We start from the raw sequence: 19,805 nt of genomic DNA, 5'->3' as shown, positions 1-19,805 counted from the left end.
CAGGTCTTTATAGACAAACAGCGCGACAAAGCCTGCGTACACCGCGGCTACGGCGGCAGCCTCGGTCGGGGTGAACATGCCCGAGTAGATCCCGCCGAGAATCACTACCATCAAAAGCAAGCCCCAGATGGCCTTGCGCGCAGCCGTGAGGAACTCGCGTACGGTGGCACGCGGCTGTGCAGGCAGATTCATTTTGCGCGCGACAATGTAAATCGCCAGCATCAACGCAAGCCCCAGCAACAGACCCGGAATAACCCCGGCCATGAACAGCTTGCCGACCGATTGCTCGGTTGCAGCGGCGTAGACCACCATCACGATCGACGGCGGAATCAGAATGCCCAGCGTACCGGCGTTACAGACGATACCGGCGCCGAACGCCTGTGGATAACCCGAGCGCACCATGCCGGCAATCGCAATCGAGCCGACTGCGGCAACGGTGGCAGGCGATGAACCAGACAACGCGGCGAACAGCATGCACGCCATAACGGCCGAAATAGCCAGACCGCCACGGATGTGGCCGACGCAGGCGTTGGCAAAGTCGATCAGGCGCTTGGCCACGCCGCCGGTGGTCATGAATGCGCCGGAAAGCAGGAAGAACGGAATCGCCAGCAGCGTGTAGTGCTCGGAGGTTTCAAACAGCTTGATGGCCAGCGAGCGGACCGAGTCCGGGCTGAACAACATAATCGTTACCGAGCCGGCGAGGCCCAGCGAAACCGCAATCGGCACGCCGATGAACATCAGCGCGAACAGCGCGGCAAAGAGGAACAGAATGGTCATTATTTTTGCGCCTCGTGTTCTTTCAGTTTCAGCGCATCGGCGGCTTCATCAGCCAGGCCGAGGCCAGTCTGCTCGTTACGCAGAATTCGCACGAAGATTTCAAAGAAGCGGATAAATACCATCGCGTAGCCAAACGGTACGATGGCCGCGATATGCCATTGGGCGATGCCGTAATGGCCGAGGTCTTCTGCGCCGATGCCCGCGATGAACAGGGTTTTCACCCAGTCAAAGCTGCCAATTGCAATCATGCCGGCGTAAGTCAGGCAGGCGATGCAGGCGATAAGACCGATTATGCGTTGTACGGGGCGTGAAGCCAGTTTTACCAGCGCATCAACACCGATATGGCCAGCGGTGCGCACACCGTAAGCCAGACCGAAAAAGATCAACCAGGCAAATAGCGCCTTGGTCAGGGCAATACTCCAGGTCATGGACTGAGCCATGTCGAGGATATGGTCGCCAATCCACAGCAAGGACTCGCTGGCGCCTTCCCAGTTGTCAGCCCAACTGTAGAAGAAGGTGTACAGGTTGTTGAGGATTACATAGGTAAAGGTAACCAGAGTCATGGCACCCAACAGAAAGGCAATAAAACCTTCCTCGAAGTGGTCCCAGGCTCGCCGCAGGGCGTTCATCGATAAATTCTCCAGAGGTATGAACTGCTGGCCAGAACCGGCATGGAGCTGGCCAGCCGTAATGGCCGGCAGCGGGCGTGGCCGCTGCCGGGAGTCGTGCCTTACGGCAAACTCACCTTACTGGTTGGCAGCCTCAGCTGCTTTGATCAGGTCGGCACCGATATCACCTTCAAACTTCTTCCAGACCGGCTTCATGGCATCGCGCCACTCAGCACGCTGCTCTGGCGTGAGGGTGATGATTTCGCTGGTTTTAGCGTCGATGATGCGCTGCTTGTCACCGGCGTTCAGGGCTTCAGCCTGCTTGTTCACTTCAGCAGTAACTTCCACGATGATCTTGTCCAGTTCAGTGCGGACATCAGCCGGCAGGCCGTTCCAGAACTTGGTGTTGGTGATCAGCATGTAGTCGAGTACACCGTGGTTGGACTCGGTGATGTACTTCTGAACTTCGTTGAACTTCTGGCTGTAGATGTTCGAGTACGGGTTTTCCGCACCGTTAACCACGCCAGTCTGCAGGCCTTGGTAAACCTCGGCGAAGCTCATTTTGCGCGGGTTGGCGCGAACGGCTTTGAACTGCTCTTCGAGTACGGCAGAAGCCTGTACGCGGAACTTCAGGCCGCGAGCATCTTTAGGCTCGTACAGGGCTTTGTTGGCAGACAACTGCTTCATGCCGTTGTGCCAGTAGCCGAGACCGGTGATGTTCTTCGATTCCATCGAAGTCAGCAGTTCCTGACCCTCTGGGCTCTGCTGGAACTTGTCGACTGCGTTGATATCGTTGAACAGGAACGGCAGATCGAAAATCTGCAGTTTCTTGGTGTATTGCTCAAACTTGGCCAGTGATGGCGCGATCAGCTGAACGTCGCCCAGCAGCAGCGCTTCCATTTCCTTGCCGTCGCCAAACAGCGAAGAGTTCGGATAAACCTCAACCTTCACTTTACCCGGCAGACGCTCTTCAGCGAGCTTCTTGAACAGGTTGGCACCTTGGCCTTTCGGGGTGTTATCGGCCACTACGTGGGAGAATTTGATGACGATCGGGTCGGCTGCTTGAGCCATACCAGCGATGCTCAGTGACAGGGCGCACGCGAGCGCCTTGGCAGAAAGTTTGAACATGCGATGCTTCCTCTTTTTGTGGTTATCGCGGTAGCGCGTATTACTGGGCAACAACTGCAAGTCTAGGCGGCCTGTCAAAAAATGACGGGCAAAGGCTGCAATAGACCGAATTTACCGCGTTGTGGGCCAGGACTTAACTAGAGCAACCGGCATGCCAGCCTGTGCCCAGCGCCATAAAATGAGCGCTGCTATGCGTGGCACGGCGGTTTAGGCCGCTCGAAAAAAACCGAATGCCGGTTATAGAAAGTGACTTGGTCGGGACATGTGGCGGAAATCCGCCAACTACTCCGCCTCGTCTGGCGAGCTTCCGCCACTCAGGCCGTGTTTGCGCAGTTTGTCGTGCAGGGTTTTGCGGGGCACGCCAAGCGCCTCGGCCACGCTGCGTAATGAATTGTGCGAGCGGGCAAGCTCACTGGCGATCAGGGATTTCTCGAAAGCTTCGACCTGCTCGCTCAGTGTGCCGCTGAACTCAGCCGTGACGTTCGATGCATCGGCGCCGGCTTCCAGCCCTAAATCAAGGCCCAAGGCAAAGCGTTCAGCGGCGTTGTGCAGTTCACGCACATTGCCGGGCCAGGGGTGGCGCAGCAGTTGTGCGCGCTGCGCGGCAGTGAGTTCGCGCACAGCCAAACAGTGGCGCGTGCTGGCGGTTTCGGTGAAGTGTTGGAACAGCAGCAGAATATCGTCGGCGCGCTCGCGCAGGGGTGGAATCCGCAGCGGCGCGACGTTCAGCCGGTAATACAGGTCAGCGCGGAAGCGGCCCTGATCCGCCGCTTGGCGAAGGTCTTCCTTGGTTGCGGCGATGATGCGGATATCCAGAGGAATCAATTGGTTGCCGCCCAAGCGCTCAACCACACGCTCCTGCAACAGGCGCAGTAACTTGACCTGCACATCGAGGCTCATGCTTTCGATTTCATCGAGAAACAGGGTGCCGCCTGCGGCAAATTCGAACTTGCCGATCCGGCGTTTCTGCGCGCCGGTAAAGGCGCCGGCTTCGTGGCCAAACAGCTCACTCTCGACCACAGACTCAGCCAGTGCGCCCGCATTAATCGCCACAAAAGGGCCGGAGCGGCGGTTGGATAAATCGTGCAGGGCACGCGCTACGACCTCTTTGCCAGCGCCGGTTTCACCGAGAATCAGCACATCGGTATTGATCCCGGCCAGCGCGCCGATCTGCTCACGCAAGCGTTGCATGCCAGGCGATTGCCCGACCAGCCGAGCAGCGAGTTGCTTGCGGTCCGCCAACTCCAAACGCAGGCTGCGGTTCTCCAGAACCAGCTGGCGTAGCGCCAATGCGCGGCGCACCGACTCAAGCAAGTCGTCGCTGGCGAACGGCTTTTCAAGAAAGTCATAGGCGCCGCTGCGCATGGCTTGCACCGCCAACGGCACATCACCGTGGCCGGTAATCAACAGCACGGGCAATTGCGGGTCTTGTTCATGCAGTTGCGCCAGCAGTTGCAGGCCATCAATACCCGGCATGCGAATATCACTGACCACCACGCCTTGCCAGTCCGGCTGAATCAGCTCGGCAACACCCCGCGCATCGGCGAGCGTGACGACCTTCAATCCAGCCAGATCAAGGGTTTGGCTCAGGGCCTGACGCAGGTGTGGATCATCATCAATCAACAGCACCTGAGTGTTAGCGTCGAGGCGGGTCATGTGAGGGTTCCTTTGCAAGCGACTGCACAAAAATAGGGGCGGTTTAGCACGGTGTTCAAGGTTGCACTGCTGCCAGTATGCAAGCTACGAACCAGCTCGGCCGCGACGCTTCACGTCTCATTGGCCAAATCATCACTCACCCGGCTCATGCTGTTCTCACCGGCCTTCATGCGCAGGATCAACAAAGCGCCGCCTTGCGGATGATTGTCGAAGCTGAGTTCGCCGCCGAATGCGCGCATCAGGCTGTCGCAAATCGCCAGTCCCAATCCGAGCCCCTGCGCGCTGGTCTTGGTGGTGAAAAATGGCTCCCGGGCGCGTTGCAGCGCCTCGGCCGAGAAGCCAGTGGCGTTGTCGCGGATGTGCAGTTCAATGCCGTCTGCGCTGACCACGCTGCTCAACCACAAACGCCGTGGCGGAGGTACCTCGCTGAGCGCATCAAGGGCATTGGCCAGCAGGTTGCTGAGCACTTGGCGCAGGCGGGTTTCCCCGGCTTGTACCCACAAGGTGGCTTCAGGCAGGTCGCGGATCAGCTCGACATCCAGCGCACGGCGGCGTTTGGCCAGCAATGCCAATGCATCGTCCAGAGCGGATTGCAGCGCGACGGTTTCGGGTGCGTGACGGTCGCGGCGGGCAAAGGCGCGCAGGTGGGCGATGATTGAAGCCATGCGCTCGGTGAGTTGGCTGATGAGCTTGAGATTGGCGCGGGCATCGTCGGTGCGCTGGTGATCGAGCAATACGCCAGCGTTGTCGGCATAGCTGCGAATGGCGGCGAGTGGCTGATTGAGTTCATGGCTGATGCTGGCTGACATGGTGCCAAGCGCCGTCAGTTTGCTTGCCTGTACCAGTTCGTCCTGCGCGCGCACCAACTCCTGTTGGGCTTGCTCGCGCTCCAGGACTTCCTGGCGCAGGCGACTGTTGAGTTGTTCGAGGTCGAGCGTGCGTTCCAGCACGCGTTGTTCCAGCACCTGGCGGGCGTGTGTGTCGAGCGCGATGCGCTCCAGATAATGGCGTCGGCGCTGCATGAGTAGACCGAGCAGCAATATCAGCATCATCAGCGATGCGCCGCCCACCGCAACTGCCGTGCGCACCGGGCCATCGAGCATGCGCCGTGGCGCCAGAATGCTCACCGTCCAGTCGATATCTTCCAGATGCGTGCTCTGCTTGAGCCAGGCTTTTTCATTGAGGTGCAGGGGTGACGGTGACTGAATGCGATAGGGCTGGGTGTCGGCAATCACCGCACGTTCGGCGTTATCCAGCGGGCGCGTCGAGCGAAAGCGCCAGTCAGGATGCGAGGTGAGAATCACCACGCCGTAGTTGTCGGTTACCAGCAAGCGCTCAGGGCGATCGCCCCACAGGGTTTCGGTGTGATCGAGATCGACTTTGACCACGACCACGCCGAGTATGTTGTCGCCATCGCGCACCGCATCGGCGAAGAAGTAGCCGCGCTTGCGCGACGTTGTGCCCAGCCCGAAGAAGCGGCCGTGGCGGCCTTGCAAGGCTTCGCGAAAGTAAGGACGGTAAGAGAAGTTACGGCCGACAAATGAGTCTTCGTCGTTCCAGTTGGAGGCCGCGAGGGTTTGACCGTTTGGCGCCATGAGGTAGATCACATCGGCGCCGGTTTGCTTGCGCAAGCTCGCCAGTTGCCGGTTCACCTGATCTTGCAGGGCAATATTGGTTTGCCCTTTGAGCAATTGGCGCAGGCTCGGCAACTGGCCAAAAATCGGCGGCAGCACTTCGTAGCGGCTCAGGGTGCCGAGGAGGTTGGCCACGTATAAATCGAGAATCTGGCGCTTCTGGTCATTGAGCTGCGCGCCGTAATAGCGCTCGATAGAGACCTGCAGCGGCCATAACAACGGCGCCAGCAATACCCCGAGCAACAGCAGACTGCGCCAACGAAGGCGGCGGGGGACGGTGGCTTTGATCGGGGCTTGGCTCATAGGCGCATTATGCACAGCGCGCCGGAAAAGCGCTTGTGCGCGTGCCCGGCATTTTGCAGCGTATTTTCAGCCTGAGCGCCGCGCCCTCAAAGCATCCAGTCGATAGGCAGAATCGACAGGAAACCCACCATGCTGCGTGACCACAAGCTGCTGCCCGGCTCCTTGGTGTGGATAATTTGTCGATCGGCGTCTTGTTCGAGCCAGATGATATTGCCTTGTTCATCGAGCTTGAGCTGATAGGCGAACTGGCGCAGGTCACGGTCGAAAGCCTCTTGCATGCGTTGCGCCAGATGCGGGCTGTCGATGACGAAACCGAGTTCGGTGTTGAGGTTGGCCGAGCGTGGGTCGAAGTTGAACGATCCAACAAAGACCCGCGTGCCGTCCACAGCAAAAGTTTTTGCGTGAAGGCTGGAGCCGTTACTGCCGAATGAGTTGCGGCCTTTGGCCTGTTTGCTGGTTGGAGCGAGCCTGCGTACCTCGTAAATCTCGATGCCGGCATTGAGCAAGTCTTTGCGCGATTTGGCATAACCCGCATGCACTGCGGGCACATCGGTGGCCTCGAAGGCGTTGGTTAGCACGCGCACTTTGACCCCGCTCTGGCTCAGCTTGCTAAACGCGTCCACCCCAACTTTGGTCGGGACAAAGTAAGGCGAAACCAACTCTACGTGGTGAGTGGGGGCGACCAGAATGTTGCTGATTCTGTTGATGAGCAATCCATCGGGCGCAGCCTTGCCTAATCCTTTGGCTGGATCGTCACTGACCATGCGGGTGCTGGCCCAAATCAACTCCAGTTCACCATCGAGCAGCTTGCTGATAAAGGGCAGGTTTTTCAGGGCTGTTACGTAGGCATTGGCCTTGGAATTGTGTTCGATGGAAGTGGCTGCTGCGCCAATGGCTTCGCGCTCGGCCGCGTCAGCCTTGGGCAGAAAGTCGTTCACCGCATAGGCCGATTCGCTGGCCCAGTAGCGGTCAAAGCTGCTGGACACATCGCTCACCACTGGCCCGACCGAGATGACATCCAGGTCCGCAAACAGAACGCCGTCGGTTGCGCCAAAGTAGGCATCACCGACGTTGCGCCCGCCAATGATGCTGGCCCGGTTATCGGCGGTGAATGATTTATTGTGCATGCGCCGGTTGGAGCGCTTGAAGTCGGTGATAAATCCGGTCCACTTCGCCGAACGGGTGCGAAACGGGTTGAACAGGCGCACTTCGATGTTGGCATGGCTGTCGAGTGCGGCAAGTTCGCGGTCGATGCCGCTGGTGCCGTTATCGTCCAGCAGCAGGCGTACGCGCACACCTCGCTCGGCGGCATCAAGCAACGCCTGCATCAGCAAGGTGCCAGTGGTGTCGCCGCGCCAAATGTAATACTGCACATCCAGCGTGCGCTCGGCGGCGTTGGCCAGCAGCACGCGTGCGGCGAAGGCGTCACGCGGATTGTCCAGCGGGTAAATCCCAGACTCCCCCGGATGGCTGCTGACAAGTGGTTGCAACGCCTTGCCCAGACGGGTGTTTTGCGCTTCGTCCTGGCCCAAAGCCACTGACTCAGGCCGCGAGGTCAAGCTGGGCAATGAGCTGCAACCTGCCAGCCCGCCGGTGAGCAGGGCAAACAGCATGGCCAGCCAGTGCGCTGGCAACCGGGCAGATTTGCAGAAATTAAGGGGCTCTGTGTGCGCGCGCATAAGCTTCCAGTGCCAGTGATCGGTACGCTCAGGCTAGCATTTTCAGCCGGACCAAATACAAGACCCGCGTCAATGCGGGCCTTGATTTGTCGTGAGGCGACTGTTTTCAGGGTTTTGCGGCTGTAGGTTTGTGGTTGTCGGTCAGGTCTTTCTCGAAGGCGAGAATGCTGTCGCGCGACTTGGGCAGGTAAGCACGGAACAAGGCATTCCAGTTTTTCGGAACCTGCAGATTATTCGGTGTCCCTTCCGGACCATTGAAGTTCAGGGTGTAGCTGCCGTCTGCATTGGGTTCGGCTTCGAGCGAGCTGATCTTGAACGGTTTGCTGACCACCCAGCCGTCGGCATCATAAACAGTCAACGACCAGTAGCCTTTGCGGTCGTACTGCAAATCTGGCGCCTTGAACGTCATGCTCGAAGGCTTGCCATCAGCCGCTGCTTTGTCGCCCGGCAATACCACGAAGTAGTGCGCCTGAGTCGCCGGCAAGCCAGCCCAGCCAGCCAGGTTGGTCATCTGGTAATACGGCGACTCAATGGCGTCGAGGCTTTCGACGAAGCCTTTCCAGATCACGGTTTCTTTCGGTGCGCGTTTGATCAAGTCATCACGCAGCGTGTTGAACGAGGCCAGGTCGTATTTAACCTCGGGTACGTACGGTTCCGCCGAGCCAGCCTCGACCACGACTGAGTCCTGCCGTTCGTGCAGCTTGTTCATGCCGGCTTCGTCGAGTGAGGGCGGTTGAGTGCGCATAAACAAGTACACATGGTCGCCAACAGTCAGTTGGTCCGGGCTGATCTTCATCGTTTCGCCCGGATACACCACGCCCAGCGTGATCGAGTTACCGTCGAAAATCTGCACGGACTGATACAGGTCGTAGGGCGGCACGGTCACGCTCAATCCTTTGGAGGCGTCGAACACCGCATAGGAATAGATCAGGTCAAAGTTTGAGCGAATGATCGTTTGGTTATCCAGTTGGATACCCTGGCGCTCATGGCGGAATTTGTTGGGGCCGGTCTTGATGGTTTCTTCGGCAAAGTATTTGGCGGTTTCAGCGCGGACGACATTCTCCATCGTCACTTTCTCGCCGCCTTCAGCCGTGAATGCCGGGCTTGAGGCGAGCGCTACGCCGTTCTTGCCGACACCGGTTTTCTCATCGGCGTGGCTGAAGCCAGAGGCCAAAGCCAAGCCAATCACTAACAGTTTGAGTGCTTTCATATGACTCCCTTCTCTGTCGATTAATCCATTACGCCGCACTCGCCAGCCCAGCTGTACCGCGAGGTTAGCCGCTGGCATTGGCCGCGTCGGTTTTCAGAATTTGAGTCTAGAGCAGTTTTTTTAGGGCGTCGTAAAATCGAGTGTCAATGCGCAGGCGCGCGCGGGGAGCATTTTTTAGCGCAATGGCGACGTGCGAGTGCAGGAAGAGGGCTGAACAGGGGCGGGGAAATTTGGCAGGAGGCAGGTGATGGAATGACGGCGTCCGTTTCACGGTCGCCGTCATTTGCCGGTGTTATCCACTAATGTTGTCGAAGTCGCTGGCTGCGTGGCGCTCCGGCAGCTGCTCGCTGGCCTCGCCCCACGTACGGTTAACCATGCGGCCGCGTTTCACAGCGGGGCGTTCGGCAATGGCCTTGGCCCAACGTTGCACGTTCTTGTAGCTTTTCACATCGAGGAATGTGGCGGCATCGTACAGACCGCCAAGCGCAAGAACCCCGTACCACGGCCAGATGGCGACATCAGCAATGCTGTATTCGTCGCCTGCCAGGTAAGTATTGTCGGCCAGACGGCGATCCAGTACATCCAGCTCGCGTTTGACCTCCATGGTGAAACGGTCGATCGCGTATTCGATTTTGCTCGGCGCGTACGCGTAGAAATGACCGAAGCCACCGCCAAGATACGGCGCGCTGCCCATCTGCCAGAACAGCCAGTTAATGGTTTCGGCGCGGGCTTTGGGGTCTTTCGACAGCAGCGCATCAAACTTCTCGGCCAGGTACAGCAGAATCGAGCCCGACTCGAAAAGACGGGTCGGCGGTGTTGTGCTGTGATCCATCATCGCCGGAATCTTCGAGTTCGGATTAACCTCGACAAAGCCGCTGGAGAATTGATCGCCGTCGGAAATCTTGATCAACCACGCGTCGTATTCGGCGCCGCGGTGGCCCAGTGCCAACAACTCTTCAAGCATCACCGTGACTTTCACGCCATTGGGCGTGGCCAGTGAGTAGAGTTGCAGTGGGTGCTTGCCAACCGGCAGGTCCTTACCGTGCGTGGGGCCGGAGATCGGCCGGTTGATGCTGGAGAATGCACCGCCGTTCTGTTTGTCCCACTTCCAGACTGCAGGCGGTGTATAGGTTGTTTGATCGTCCATTGCAGATACCTATTTTTAACAGGTTAGAGTTTCAATACGTTGATCGCGAAAAGCGAGATAAGCCGGGCGAGCCAGTTGATTGTCGTGACGCTGAAACAACGCAGATTAGTCCGTTATTCAAGCGCGTAGTCGGTCAATCAACTGGCTCGCAAGCTCGGTTAAATCCGCCGCGACAAAATCCGGCGTTGGTACTTCGGCTGCCGGCAGTAGGGTGTTATGTGGTCGCGTGATAAACGCACCTTGCCAGCCCGCAGACTGCGCGCCGATGGTGTCCCATAAATGACAGGCTACCAGTGTCAAACTGGCAGCGGGTACCTGCAGTTGATCCGCAACATGGGCATAGGTTTCGGGCGCGGGCTTAAACTTTTTAACCGACTCGACGCTGAAGGTCTGCTCAAAGAACTCCGCCAGCCCAGCTCGCTCAAGTGCTGTGGGCGATGCGCTGCTCGCCGAATTGGTGAGTGTCACCAGGCGAAAACCCGCATCACGCAGCATCTTCAGCGCAGGCAAAGCGTCGGCGTGGGCGGGCATGTTGCCCATGCGCTGTTTCAGTTCGGAAATGTCGGCATCGTTAATGGTTTTGCCGTGCTGGGTGCCAAGCATGTGCAGCGTGCCAACGCCGAGCTCGCCAAACGGGCAGTAACGGCCGCCGAGGGTCAGGGTTTGCGAGTAGAGAATCAGCTGGGCGAACCATTCGCGTAACACCGTTGCGTCGCCAAACACCCGCTCGAACAGCGGCGCGAGGGTGTCTATATCGAGCAGGGTTTCGTTTACGTCGAACACGATAATCGGTGCGGCTGTTGGCTCGCTCATCTGTTGCTCCTGCGCTTCAATCATTGACTAACACGGTCGGCAGCGGTTATTTCTTTTCCCAGGCGAAGCTTTTGAAAGCTGCATCAATTGGTGTTTGAGCAACGTGGTTGGTGTAGTTGCTCATCACCTTTTGGCTGAGCGCCAAAATCACTTCCAATACGTTTTGCTGGCTGAAGCCTGCCGCGTAGAAGTCTTCAATCTGCGATGTTTGCAGCTCACCACGTTGGCGAACCATGGCCAGCGTGAAGTCGCGCAGTGCTTCCAGCTTAGGCGTTGGTAGCGGCGTTTCATCGCGCAATGCATTGCTTATTTCGTCAGACACCTTCATCGCCTTGGCGATACCGGTATGCGCCGGAACGCAATAGTGGCAATTGTGCTCGACGTTGATGCTCTGCCAGACAACAGTTTGCTCCTCTGCAGTAAAGCTGCTGTTGAGGAACAGGTTATGCAGAACCTGATAACCCTCCAGCAGCTCGGGCGACTCGGCCATTACCGCGTGCAAACCGGGAACCATGCCAAAGGCTTTCTGCGAGTTTTCCAGCAAGGGTTTAGAGGCTTCAGGAGCTGTGTTCTGGTCATGCAATTTGAAAGTAGACATGTGCTGATCCTTTTTGAGTGATCGTTCAAATATGACTTCACCTTAATTGAGGAGTTCACCACTATCAAGCTATAATTGAGTGATCGCTCAATTATCAATGATGCTGCCCAACAGCCTTTATGCAGAGACACCCATGCCGCGTATTGCTCGTTTTGATCGTCAAGTTGCTCTGGATCGGGCGGTAGAACTGTTCTGGTCGCGGGGGTATTACGCCTCGTCGATGAAGCACATCGAGCAGGCTCTGGACATGCGGCCAGGCAGCTTGTACGCCACGTTTGGCAGCAAGAGCGGCCTGTTCGCCGAAGCGCTGGATGCCTATGTCGCGCGCACAGCCGACACCTTCCAGCAAACGCTGGACGCCGCCCCCGAAGTGCTGGAAGGGTTGAAGTGCTATTTGCGCTCGTTCGCACAGGCCTGCAACACCGAGACGCAGCCGCCTGCGCAGGCATGCATGCTGGTGAAAACCCTGCTCGAAATAAACCCCGAAGACGCTGCCTTGCACGACAAAGTGGATGCGGTGCTGACGCAAATCGAGCAACGTATTGGTAAAGCGCTGGAGCGGGCAAAGGATGCTGGTGAACTGCGCGCCGATGTCGATTGCGCAAGGCTTGCGCGACTCCTGCAAGCGCAAATCATCGGCTTGCGGGTATTCGCCGAGCGCAAAGTAGCGAATGCTCAGATTGCAGCGCTCGCTGATGATATGGCGAGCTTAGTCGACGCGTATCGGCAGGCTTGATGATGCCTGTCTGCAGATGCGCCTAAGCGTTTAGCTGAGCCTCATCTGCTATCAGGCTTTGGCCTTATTGCCCCTTGTCCCACGCCTCAACCAATTCATCCATGCGATCAGGGATGCGCGGTGTTTTGCTAAGGACCAGGCAACGAGTTGTGCCGACGAATTCTTCAATCAGATACAGCGAATCGCCCACATCAACGCCCAACTCCTGAAGTGCCGCATCCGGAATGCGGATGCCGCCGTCGCCATTCCAGTCTTCGATAACTACCTGTTGCGTGCTCATATCGCCTCCGGGGATTGAAAATGCATTGTGGCGGAGCATGGCAGGCATCGTGAACAGCAAGCAACCTTGGCTGGCAGCAGGCAGTGATAAATCGCAGGCAACAAAAAAGGCCCACATCGCTGTGGGCCTTTCTGTATATGGTGCCGGCACCAAGAGTCGAACTCGGGACCTACTGATTACAAGTCAGTTGCTCTACCAACTGAGCTATACCGGCATTTGTGGGGCGCATTATATAGATAAGTTGCGATGAGTAAAGGCCCTTTTGGCAACTATTTTATAAAAAATGTAATGAGCCCGGATTTCTTTATGCACAACTGAGATAAATTTTGCCCGCAGCAGCAGGTATTTTGTGATGCTTGCCTCGGTATTTCGTAAGTTTTTGTTTTTATTGATATTTTTAAATTGTTAAAAAAGACCTTGAGTCGCATTGTCGGGCTGCACAGCCTGTGTTAGACGCCTTTTCGAAAAACTATCAACTGACTTATCCACAGCTTTTGTGGATAAGTTAAAGGCGTTCTGCCTGTAACAGCAGGTTTCTTGGGGTTACTTCATGTGGGCAGAAGCGTTTTAGCGTGACGCTGTAGCCGTGCTCCTGCAAATACAGGGCGCGATCAAGTACCAGCCACATTTCCAGCGGGCGGCGGAACAGGTCGCGTACCAGTTCCAGATTGCGGACTTCGGCAAGGCGTTGCCAGCCGAGGGCTTGCAGTGCATCCCAGTCTTCGTCGGCGGGCGGTGTGGGCAGGTCTTTGAGTGCGGCGAGGTCTTTGCAGTAGTCGGTGAACGGTTTATCCAGCCAGGCGGCTGGCAAAGAAGGCGTGGGCAGGTATTCATTGATGTCGCGTAACCGGCGCTGCAATTGATCAAATGCCAGGCGTCGTGCCATCGAGTTGTCGCGTTGCCGGCGTACGCGCGCACCGGCAGTCACGGTTTCGCTGGCGGGCAGGCCGAGATCGTCGCGGGATAGTTGCAGGCTGGAGGCTTTTGCAACCGTGGATAACGGTTGGTAATGCTCATCGCGGGTGCGGTTGTAGCAGCAGGGCGCAATCGCCAGTTGCTGGCAACCTGCATCGCTGGCGAGTTGCATCAGGCGAACATGCAGGTCGCCGCAGGCATGCAGGGCCACGGGTGTGTGGCTGGGCTGCAGCTGTTGTTGGCAATCCTCGGCGAGCACGTCTTGCTGGATATGCCGGGCCTGGCGCTTTAAGTGATCGCTGATCTTTTGCCCGCCTGCGACCAGCTCTGCATCGTATTCAAGGCAGGTCAGTAGCTGTGGGTCTTGCGCCAGTACCCGTCCCAGATGGCCCTTGCCCGCACACCAGTCGAGCCAATGACTGACAGGTTGTGCAAATTGCAGGCTGTGGGCGAATGCCTCGATCTGCTGCAACTTGCGCCCCGGAATACCCGCCGTTTGCCGCGCGTTCAGCTGTGTGTGTGGCGCGACTGATACGCCATCAACATGGCAAAGCGTTTGCGCACTCTTGGCGATCTCGCCAAACGGGGCGGGTGCGTCGAGCAGCTCTGGTTGGTTGTGGGCAAGTTCGGCTTGTTCCAGCGTTCGTGCGCGCAGCCAGTTGGCTAGTTCAGGATGATCATGTTCCCACTCAAGCTGCAGTTGGGTAAACGGGCGCGGTCGCCACAGGTGCTGGTGCTTTATGAGCAGGGCGTCGAGTGCGGCAAAACGCTGGGCAAGAGAGGCGGGGGTTGTCATAAGGAAATGCAGTCGGGCCGTTGCCGGCCCAACTGTTAACGGCCTTGGCAGGCGTCTACGCGCAGCCAGCGCTCCAGCAGCTTGAAGCCGCGAACCAGAACGAAGGCGATCACCAGATAGAACATCCCGGCGGCGAAGAATATCTCCACTGGCAAGTAGGTGCGGGCGATGATTGTGCGCGCCATGCCGGTGAGCTCAAGCAAGGTGATGGTGCTCGCCAGTGCGCTGGCCTTGAGCATCAGGATCACTTCGTTGCTGTAAGCGGGCAGGCCAATGCGTGCAGCACGGGGCAGCAGTATGTGCACCATGGTCTGGAACCGTGACATGCCTAATGCGCGTGCGGCTTCAACCTCGCCTGGTGGAACAGACTGAATCGCGCCACGCAGGATTTCGGCGATATAGGCGGCAGTGTGCAGCGTCATGGTGAGAACGGCGCACCAGTACGGGTCACGCAGGTAAGGCCAGAGCGGCCCTTGGCGCACGGACTCGAACTGCGCAAGGCCGTAATACACCAGAAACAGCTGAACCAGCAGCGGTGTGCCACGGAAGAAGAAGATGTAGCCGTAAGGCAGGCTGCGGATATACCAGTGCCGCGATGAGCGGGCGATGCCCATCGGAATAGCCAGAATGAGACCGGCGATTACCGCGAAGGCGACCAGCTCCAAAGTAAGCACTGCACCTTCGGAAAGGCGTGGCAGCCACTTGATGATGACTTCCCAGTTCATTGGCTGCTCCTGACAAAACCACGGCTTGCGCGTTTTTCAAGCAGGTACATGCCGGTCATGGCGATGACGGTGAGGCTGAGATAAATCAAGGCGGCGACCATGTAGAAGGTGAAGGCTTGCTTGCTTGAGGTCACTGCGATTTGCGAGCGACGCATGATTTCTTCCAGGCCGATCACTGAAACCAGCGCGGTGTCCTTCATCAAAATCATGAACAGGTTGCCAAGGCCGGGCAGGGCGATACGCCACATTTGCGGCAGAATCAGGCGCCAGAAAATGCGCGGCTTGGACATGCCCAGTGCCTGACCCGCTTCGCGGTGGCCCTTGGGGATTGCCAGAATGGCGCCGCGAAATACTTCGGTGGCGTACGCGCCGAAGCAGATGCCGAGGGCGATTGTGCCGGCAGCGAACGGGCTGAGTTCCAGGCTTTCCATGTGCAGAAAGTCTGCCAGGGTGCGCATCAGGTTGACGGTGCCGAAGTAGATCAGCAGTACCCAGAGCAATTCCGGGATGCCGCGCACGATGGTCGAATACGTGCCGCCAAGCCATTGCAGCGGCTTGTACGGAGAAGTTTTGGCCAGTGCACCAAGCAAGCCCAACACCAGACCGAGGCATAGCGCGCTTAGCGCCAGCTTGATGGTCATCAGGGTGCCGGCTGCCAGGGCAGGGCCGAATCCATAGAGATCGAAGTTCATGTGGGCTCAGTAGCCTGCGCCGCCGGTGAGGGCGGCGCAGTGCCGGCAGCTTAGTAAATGCTGAACGGGAAGTACTTGTCGTTGATCTGCTTGTAAGTGCCGTCGGCAACGATTTCTTTCAGGGCGGCGTTGAGTTTCACGCGAAGCTCGTCGCCTTTACGCACAGCGATACCGATTTTGTCGTTATCGAATACAGGGTCACCCTTGAATTCGAAGCTTTTACCGGCGTCGCTCTTGAGCCATTCCCAGTTTACGAAGGTGTCTGCCAGCACGCCATCGAGACGGCCAGACGACAGGTCGAGGTAGGCGTTTTCCTGGGTGTCATACAGCTTGATGTCGACAACGTCTTTCATGTTGTCTTCCAGCCAGGTGCCGGCGATGGTTGCGCGTTGTGCGCCGATGACCTTGCCTTTCAGGCTGTCTTTGTCAGCTTTGAAATCGCTGCTCTTCGGCGCGATGAACTGCAGTTTGTTGGTGTAGTACGGATCCGTGAAGTCGACCGCTTGCTTGCGCTCTTCGGTGATCGACATGGAGGCAATCAGGAAGTCGAACTTCTTGGCGTTGAGAGCCGGAATAATACCGTCCCAGTCGGAAGTAACGACTTCGCACTCAACCTTCATCTTGGCGCAAAGTGCTTGGCCAATTTCGACGTCGAAGCCACCCACCTGGCCACTTGCGTCAATCAGGTTGAACGGAGGGTATGCGCCCTCGGTACCAATTTTCAGTTTGTCGGCGGCGACTGCGCTAGTGCCGAAAGCCAGTGTTGCAGCAGCGGCTAGCAGAATTTTTTTGTAGTTTTGCATTCGATACAGCTCCTTGGTTAGCGATTGCCTGACATGAATTGTTTGCAGCGTGCTGAGCTTGGGTTTTCGAAGACCTGCTCGGGCGAGCCTTGTTCTTCAACCAGGCCTTGATGCAAAAATACCACTTCACTCGACACTTGGCGGGCGAAGCCCATTTCGTGCGTCACGAGCAGCATGGTGCGACCCTCTTCGGCCAGTGCACGAATTACGTTAAGCACTTCTTGTACCATCTCGGGGTCTAGCGCCGAGGTGGGTTCGTCAAAGAGGATGACCTTGGGTTGCATGGCCAGCGTGCGTGCAATCGCTGCGCGCTGTTGCTGGCCACCCGAAAGCTGGTTGGGATAAACGTGACGTTTGTCGGCAATACCGACCTTGGCCAGTAATGCTTCCGCGATTTCAGTGGCTTCGGCTTTGCTCTGACCCAACACGCGGCGCGGCGCTTCGATGATGTTATCGAGCACGCTCATGTGAGGCCAAAGGTTGAAGTTCTGAAACACGAAGCCGATTTCGCTGCGCATGCGGTTGATCTGCTTGCCATCTGCGGCAACCAGTTCACCATTTTTGGCAGCTTTGAGCTTGAGCTCTTCACCGGCGACGATGATCTGACCCTTGTGCGGGTTCTCAAGCAAATTGATGCAGCGCAGGAAGGTCGACTTTCCGGAGCCGGACGAGCCGAGAATCGAGATGACATCGCCATCGCGGGCGGTCAGCGAGATACCTTTAAGTACTTCAAGATCGCCATAGCGTTTATGCAAATCGCGAATTTCTAGCGCAGGCGAAGCCTCAGCCATGGGTATTCCTCTTATTCTCTGAGTGCTCTCCAGCCATCATATAGCCATCCTGGCGCAGCCAAATTAGCATAGCGCTTCGATTACGGCCAAGCCTGCGGGAGCGGTTTAAAAGCTTGAAGTGGGTCGTGTGTCGCATCACCGCAGTTGCCTGTCGCGCAGGTACAAAAAAGCGGATTTTTGATTGAGGCTGTCGAGTTCGGTTGCGATCAGCCGCAAAGATGCAGCAAGTTGAGACTGTCACTTAATGGAGGCGATTATGCCGAGTCAGTCCGCCACTGGCCAGCCATCGTACAAGTCGGGTGACTAAGTAGAGGCTGTTGCGGCTGAAACAAGGTGCGCCAAGCCCCTGTCTTGAGAGCTTGGCGCTCACCTGCTGCGGCTATTTATCGCTGTTTTCGGGATAAATTCGCGCCCAGTCGCGCTGCATATCAACCACCGTCCAGTGGTTGGCAATGGCTTCATCAAGGGTTTCATCCAGCTTGCCGATCAGCGCTTTGCGGTCGTAAGCCCATTCGCGCTTGGCGTCTGTATGGTGGATCACGCCCATAAACCTCGGGCCTTCGCCGGCAGCGGTCCACTGCAGCATTTCTAAGTCGCCATCGCCGTTGCCTATTGCCATGATTGGCCGTCGGCCGATGATCGACTCGATGCCCACAGGCTTGCCCGGGCCGTCGTTGTGGTGCGCCATGATAACGGTGCGTACGATTTCGGGCTCGCCGTTGTTATCGTGATAACGGTTGATAAACGTGGTGCCGATTACCTGCTCAGGCCCAATGCCGTAAACATCTTCGCTCCATGCGCGCATGAAGGTGACCTCTCCGCCAGAGACGATGTAGGTCTGGAAGTCATTGGCGCGCAGATAGTCGAGCAACTCCAGCATCGGCTGGAAAACCATTTCGGTATACGGACGATGAGTGCCGGGGTGGCGCGCTGTGGCCAGCCAGGCTCTTACGTTGGCGGTAAATTGGTCGGTGCTGATTCCGGTGTGGGTCGCCTCAACTATCGCCATGATGCCTTCGTGATCGTTTTCCTTTACTGCGTCTATACCGCCTTCGAGCAGTTCTTTGAATCCATGTCGGTCTTTCCAGTCCGGATGGTCTGAGGCCCTGCGCTTGACCTCATCAAAGGCGAATAGCACCTGAAAATAGAGCGGCTTTTCACTCCACAGCGTGCCGTCGTTATCGAGTGTCGCAATGCGTTCGCTCACTGGCACGTAATCTTTCGAGGTGCTGTCGGTAACTGACTCGACAAACGCAACGATGGCTTGCTTGGTCGCGCCGTCGCGCCACGAAGGAAGAGGATCATTTGGGGATGGCTGACGAACGAGCGGATCTGACTGCTCGGGATTTTTGAAGGGCAATTGGATGTGTTTCATTTATCGTCCCTGATAGATGGGTGAGCCGCTTTTGTGGCCTCGGCGCCTACCTATTTTGGCGATTCGCTGTGCTGTAAGGCTTGATCTAGAGCACTTTAGCGATGGATTCAAAATCCCCCTGCTGTTGCGTAGAGTAAGTTTTTGACCTGAGCAAGGTTGGCCAGGCTGCATTTATTGCGTACTCAACTGGGCAGTACTGAATATGTGCAGCCTGGGCAAGACAATGCCGGGCGGTTACAGGTTTAGAAGCCGTATGAAAAGAACAGCCTGCCTTCCCAGATATCAAGGCCGTTCTGACCGAGGCTGAGGTAGCCGACACTGGTTTCGATATAGGTATTGGGCGTGAGTAAAGCCTGCATGCCGGTGCGCAGGGTGCCGGTCCATGCGGATGACTTTTCCTGACTGAGATCGCCGGTAATCATCAGGCCGTCATTAGGACGATCGAATTCATTATTCAGACCAACTTCGGCAAACGGAAACCACACCTTGCCATCATCTGTTGTGTAGCCCCGGCTGATTTGCAGTGTTGATTCGACGACGCCGTAGTTGAAGTTTTGCTGTTCGATATTCAGCGTAACCGGCGTGCCTAGCACGTTGCCTTTCATGAGGTGGTCTTCATTGCGAAAGTGCGTGTAGGACAGCGAAAACTTTGGCTGCAGCAACACTTCATCGACGTTGTATTGGCCGGTGGCACTCATTGAAAGGGCATAGCGCTGAGTTTCGTACTCTTCTTTGAGTACCGAAATCTGATTTTCGTTATTCAGCACGCCGATGCCAAGCGAGGAGTCGATCGACCACTGCGGATTAAGTCGGTAGGCAACGTAGGGGCCAACGCTGAAGCCGTCCGAGCGAACTTTCCACTCATCATTGAAGCCTGACGAGCGATTGCGCTCGAAAATGGTCATGAGCCCGACGGCGAGGTCTTGATTCAGGCGATGGTCAGCGCCGATCGTCACGTAGCCCGCTTTACCGTCCAGGTCCAAACCTGAGCGTCGATCCGAGATGTCGCTGAAGCGACTGTCGACCCATAGGTTCCAGCCTGGCTCCTGGGTGAAGCGCCGACCCTCAGTCAGGGGGACTTCGGGGCTGTAGCCAATGCCATCCGGCAGGGAGGCGTTATTGCCAGGTGCTGTTGGTGT

Annotated in this window: 18 protein-coding genes, 1 tRNA gene and 1 pseudogene; 1 reads left to right on the top strand and 19 read right to left on the bottom strand. The window is 57.2% G+C overall.

From position 1 onward, the window contains the following. The 10 genes and pseudogenes from dctM to BM395_RS22890 all read right to left on the bottom strand — a co-directional run. Positions 1 to 777 (bottom strand): annotated as a pseudogene (gene dctM, locus BM395_RS22935) (C4-dicarboxylate TRAP transporter large permease protein DctM); the annotation flags it as partial. Next, positions 777 to 1,406, bottom strand: a complete 630-nt coding sequence (locus BM395_RS22930; protein WP_090515919.1) for a TRAP transporter small permease — start codon at positions 1,404 to 1,406, stop codon at positions 777 to 779. The pseudogene dctM and the gene BM395_RS22930, both read right to left, overlap by 1 nt. A gap of 117 nt (positions 1,407 to 1,523) precedes the next feature. Next, positions 1,524 to 2,513, bottom strand: a complete 990-nt coding sequence (gene dctP / locus BM395_RS22925; RefSeq protein ID WP_090515917.1) for a C4-dicarboxylate TRAP substrate-binding protein DctP — start codon at positions 2,511 to 2,513, stop codon at positions 1,524 to 1,526. Between the two features lie 282 nt (positions 2,514 to 2,795). Continuing rightward, entirely contained in the window at positions 2,796 to 4,169 is a 1,374-nt protein-coding gene (locus BM395_RS22920; protein ID WP_090515915.1) for a sigma-54-dependent transcriptional regulator, read from the bottom strand. A gap of 110 nt (positions 4,170 to 4,279) precedes the next feature. Continuing rightward, positions 4,280 to 6,106, bottom strand: coding sequence for a sensor histidine kinase (locus tag BM395_RS22915; RefSeq protein ID WP_090515913.1), 1,827 nt, complete (start codon positions 6,104 to 6,106; stop codon positions 4,280 to 4,282). An 86-nt stretch (positions 6,107 to 6,192) separates the two neighbouring features. Then, positions 6,193 to 7,785 carry a phospholipase D family protein gene (locus BM395_RS22910; protein WP_090515911.1) on the bottom strand — a complete coding sequence of 531 codons (1,593 nt, stop codon included), beginning with the start codon at positions 7,783 to 7,785 and terminating at the stop codon, positions 6,193 to 6,195. Positions 7,786 to 7,891: 106 nt separating this feature from the next. Beyond that, positions 7,892 to 8,995: a DUF1254 domain-containing protein gene (locus BM395_RS22905; RefSeq protein ID WP_150548157.1), complete on the bottom strand. Its 1,104-nt coding sequence runs from the start codon at positions 8,993 to 8,995 to the stop codon at positions 7,892 to 7,894. Positions 8,996 to 9,287: 292 nt separating this feature from the next. After that, a complete protein-coding gene (gene yghU, locus BM395_RS22900) occupies positions 9,288 to 10,142 on the bottom strand; it encodes a glutathione-dependent disulfide-bond oxidoreductase (RefSeq protein ID WP_090515908.1) in 855 nt (284 codons plus the stop codon). A 117-nt stretch (positions 10,143 to 10,259) separates the two neighbouring features. Beyond that, positions 10,260 to 10,955, bottom strand: coding sequence for a haloacid dehalogenase type II (locus BM395_RS22895; protein WP_090515925.1), 696 nt, complete (start codon positions 10,953 to 10,955; stop codon positions 10,260 to 10,262). Positions 10,956 to 11,001: 46 nt separating this feature from the next. Next, entirely contained in the window at positions 11,002 to 11,553 is a 552-nt protein-coding gene (locus BM395_RS22890) for a carboxymuconolactone decarboxylase family protein (protein ID WP_090515906.1), read from the bottom strand. A 133-nt stretch (positions 11,554 to 11,686) separates the two neighbouring features. On the opposite strand from BM395_RS22890, the gene BM395_RS22885 reads away from it, so the two are divergent. Continuing rightward, positions 11,687 to 12,289: a TetR/AcrR family transcriptional regulator gene (locus BM395_RS22885; protein WP_090515923.1), complete on the top strand. Its 603-nt coding sequence runs from the start codon at positions 11,687 to 11,689 to the stop codon at positions 12,287 to 12,289. 64 nt (positions 12,290 to 12,353) lie between these two features. On the opposite strand, the gene BM395_RS22880 is transcribed toward BM395_RS22885, so the two are convergent. The 9 genes from BM395_RS22880 to BM395_RS22840 all read right to left on the bottom strand — a co-directional run. Beyond that, a complete protein-coding gene (locus BM395_RS22880; protein ID WP_090515921.1) occupies positions 12,354 to 12,569 on the bottom strand; it encodes an AbrB/MazE/SpoVT family DNA-binding domain-containing protein in 216 nt (71 codons plus the stop codon). A gap of 138 nt (positions 12,570 to 12,707) precedes the next feature. After that, positions 12,708 to 12,783 (bottom strand) — tRNA-Thr (locus BM395_RS22875). A gap of 291 nt (positions 12,784 to 13,074) precedes the next feature. Beyond that, positions 13,075 to 14,280 carry a methyltransferase gene (locus BM395_RS22870; protein WP_090515903.1) on the bottom strand — a complete coding sequence of 402 codons (1,206 nt, stop codon included), beginning with the start codon at positions 14,278 to 14,280 and terminating at the stop codon, positions 13,075 to 13,077. 35 nt (positions 14,281 to 14,315) lie between these two features. Next, positions 14,316 to 15,005 (bottom strand): ABC transporter permease, encoded by a 690-nt coding sequence (locus BM395_RS22865; protein ID WP_069902397.1) that lies wholly within the window; start codon positions 15,003 to 15,005, stop codon positions 14,316 to 14,318. Further along, complete coding sequence (locus BM395_RS22860) at positions 15,002 to 15,697, bottom strand: ABC transporter permease (protein WP_069902398.1); 696 nt, start codon at positions 15,695 to 15,697, stop codon at positions 15,002 to 15,004. The genes BM395_RS22865 and BM395_RS22860 overlap by 4 nt, the downstream gene beginning before the upstream one ends. 50 nt (positions 15,698 to 15,747) lie before the next feature. After that, positions 15,748 to 16,500, bottom strand: coding sequence for an ABC transporter substrate-binding protein (locus tag BM395_RS22855; RefSeq protein WP_069902399.1), 753 nt, complete (start codon positions 16,498 to 16,500; stop codon positions 15,748 to 15,750). A 17-nt stretch (positions 16,501 to 16,517) separates the two neighbouring features. After that, positions 16,518 to 17,291, bottom strand: a complete 774-nt coding sequence (locus tag BM395_RS22850; RefSeq protein WP_069902400.1) for an ABC transporter ATP-binding protein — start codon at positions 17,289 to 17,291, stop codon at positions 16,518 to 16,520. Between the two features lie 379 nt (positions 17,292 to 17,670). Continuing rightward, on the bottom strand, positions 17,671 to 18,666 hold the full coding sequence (locus BM395_RS22845) for an HAD family hydrolase (protein ID WP_090515900.1): 996 nt from the start codon (positions 18,664 to 18,666) through the stop codon (positions 17,671 to 17,673). Positions 18,667 to 18,908: 242 nt separating this feature from the next. Then, positions 18,909 to 19,805: autotransporter outer membrane beta-barrel domain-containing protein (locus tag BM395_RS22840; protein WP_141124130.1), on the bottom strand; the 897-nt coding region annotated here is incomplete at its 5' end.

The sequence above is a fragment of the Pseudomonas marincola genome (assembly GCF_900116605.1).
Lineage (GTDB): Bacteria > Pseudomonadota > Gammaproteobacteria > Pseudomonadales > Pseudomonadaceae > Aquipseudomonas > Aquipseudomonas marincola.
This window is presented reverse-complemented; position numbering and strand designations above follow the sequence as displayed.